General features: G+C 71.2%; 2 protein-coding genes. Both read right to left on the bottom strand.

Annotation, left to right across the window (positions count from 1 at the left end):
• Positions 1–214: 214 nt before the first annotated feature.
• A complete protein-coding gene (locus PU704_RS19855) occupies positions 215–1492 on the bottom strand; it encodes an NAD(P)/FAD-dependent oxidoreductase (protein WP_277552868.1) in 1278 nt (425 codons plus the stop codon).
• A 438-nt stretch (positions 1493–1930) separates the two neighbouring features.
• A partial coding sequence (locus PU704_RS19850) for an inositol-3-phosphate synthase (RefSeq protein WP_277552866.1) occupies positions 1931–2757 on the bottom strand: 827 nt, incomplete at its 5' end.

The raw sequence follows: 2757 nt of genomic DNA, 5'->3' as shown, positions 1-2757 counted from the left end.
CGGTGCGGTAGGCCCCGGGCTTGTCGAGGTCACCGGCGCGCACGGCGCAGAACCACATCTGCTCGAAGATGCGTTCCTGCTCGGCGCGGAAGACGGCCTCGTCCACGTAGGTGGAACCGGGCAGGGTGGAGATCAGGGACTCCGAGACAACGTTGGTCGACAACACGAACTCCTTACGACGTACTGCGGAACGGGTGGGGTGGGTGGAACGGTTTCATACCCCGGCCGGGGAGGCGGCGGTGGCGGCGGCGGCGGCCGGGGAGGCGGCGGCGACAGCGGCGGCCACGGACTGGGCCGCCGCGTGCGGCGGGGCAGGGGTGCGGGCGGCAGCGGCGATCTTCTCCAGAGTCTTGCGCCAGCGGCCGAAGAGCTTGATCTGGTTCCAGCCCAGCACCGCGACCGGTTCCTCCCCGGCGTAGTAGACGGCCAGCAGGGAGTCCTCGCCGGGGCCGCCGTGCTCGTAGGCCACCCGATCGGCGCGGGAGGCGTCGCCGGCGAACTGCAGGCGGGTGCCGTACTGGTCGGACCAGAAGTAGGGAGGCTTCACCGCCGGCAGGGTCGCCGGGTCCGCGCCGAGCAACGCGGACACGGCCACGCCCGGGCGCTGGGCGGCCCCCGTCCAGTGCTCCACCCGCTGGTGGCGCCCGGTGACCGGCTCCCACCAGGCGGCGCAGTCACCGACCGCGACGACCCCCGGGAGGCTGGTGCCCCCGACGGCGTCGCAGACCACACCGTTGCCCAGCTCGATCCCGGAGCCTTCCAGCCACCCGGTGTTGGGCACGGCCCCGATGCCCACGACCACGACATCGGCGGGCAGCACCCGCCCGTCGGCCAGGACCACCGCCTCCACGGGCCCGTCGGTGCGGGTGAAGTCGGCGATCTCGGCCCCGCAGATCAGCTCGACCCCGGCGCGGGTGTGCAGCCCGGCCACGACCGCGCCCAGCTGCGCCCCCAGCGGCCCGCACAGCGGGGTGGGGGACTTCTCCAGCACGGTGACCTCCATGCCCAGCGCGTGGGCGGTGGAGGCGACCTCGGCGCCGATGAAGCCGGCGCCGATGACCACCATCCGGCCACCGGCCCGCACCAGGCCGCGCAGCTTCTGCGCATCGGCGATGGTGCGCAGGCTCACCACGTTGGGCGCGTCGGCGATCTGGGGCAGGGTCCGGGGGGAGGCGCCGGTGGCGATCACCAGGGCGGGGGCGTGCACGGTGGTGCCGTCGGCCAGGTGGACCGTGCGGGTGGACGGATCGAAGGAGACCGCCCGGCTCCCGAGAACCCACTCCGCGTCCAAGGCCTCCGTATCGGTCTCCAGGGTCAGATCCGCGACCTCGATCCGCCCGGCCAGGAAGTCCTTGGACAGCGGCGGACGGTCGTAGGGACGCTGCAGCTCATCACCGATGATCACCACACGCCCGCCGAACCCGAGGCTGCGAGCCGCCCGCGCGGCCGACAGACCGGCCAGCGAGGCTCCGACAATGACGAGGGACTCCATGAAGGACCCCTTTCAGATCAGTGGGTGCGGGAACAGCAGGGCGGCGCCGGGCGGGTGGACCTCTCGGCTCGTTGCCGCGTACTGCGCAACGTGCTTCATATTGTGAGGTTCAGCGTGATGCGTCCCACATTGGCCTGTCAAGCATTCCGGTCGACTTTTCCTGCCCCCGTCCCCGGGGCGCCGTGATTCCCGACGGCGCGGCGGGCCCCGCGGACAATGTTGCGCAATGTGACCCACGTTGCACAGGGCAGGATGCCTGCCCGTTCCTCGGCTCTTTCCGGCGTCGAGGGCGCGAAGCCCACCGGCCCAGGAAGGCGGCGTCGACGGCATGAGCGGATCCACGCCGACGGAGCTCGAGGAGGACCTCATGTCACCGGTGCGGCGGTGCTCCGCGAGGTGCTCCGCGAGGTGATCCGCGGCCCCGGGTGGGGCGCTGCTTCAGCGTTCGAGGTCGCCGCGGATGAAGGCCTCCAGATTGGCCCGGGCGGTGTCGTCGGCCTGCTGCTCGGGCGGGGACTTCATGAAGTACGCCGCCGCCGAGGTCAGCGGCCCGCCGATCCCGCGGTCCAGCCCGATCTTCGCCGCCCGGATCGCGTCGATGATCACCCCGGCCGAGTTCGGGGAGTCCCACACCTCCAGCTTGTACTCCAAGGAGATCGGGGCGTCCCCGAACCCGTGACCCTCCAGACGCACGAAGGCGAACTTCCGGTCGTTGAGCCACGGCACGTGGTCCGAGGGCCCGATGTGCACCTCCTCGGTGCCGAACTCCCGCACCACGTTGGAGGTCACCGCCTGGGTCTTGGAGATCTTCTTCGACTCCAACCGGGTGCGCTCGAGCATGTTCATGAAGTCCATGTTCCCGCCCACATTGAGCTGATACGTCCGGTCCAGCACGTACCCGCGGTCCTCGAAGAGCTTGGCCAGCACCCGGTGGGTGATCGTCGCCCCGATCTGGGACTTGATGTCATCGCCCACGATCGGCACCCCCGCGGCGGTGAACTTCTGCGCCCACTCCTCGGTGGAGGCGATGAACACCGGCAGCGCGTTGACGAAGGCCACCCCCGCGTCCAGGGCCGCCTGGGCGTAGAACCGGTCGGCGGCCTCCGAGCCCACCGGCAGATAGGACACCAGCACATCCACCTGCGCCTCCCGCAGCGCGGCGGCGACATCGACCGGCTCGGCCGCCGACTCCTGGATCATCTCCCGGTAATAGGCCCCCAACCCGTCCAGGGTCGGCCCGCGCTGGACGGTCACCCCGGTGTGCG

Origin of the sequence: Kocuria oceani (assembly GCF_029524215.1) — a bacterium.
Taxonomy (GTDB): Bacteria; Actinomycetota; Actinomycetes; order Actinomycetales; family Micrococcaceae; genus Kocuria; species Kocuria oceani.
The sequence above is the reverse complement of the archived record's forward strand: the minus strand, read 5'-3'. Positions and strand labels throughout refer to the sequence as shown.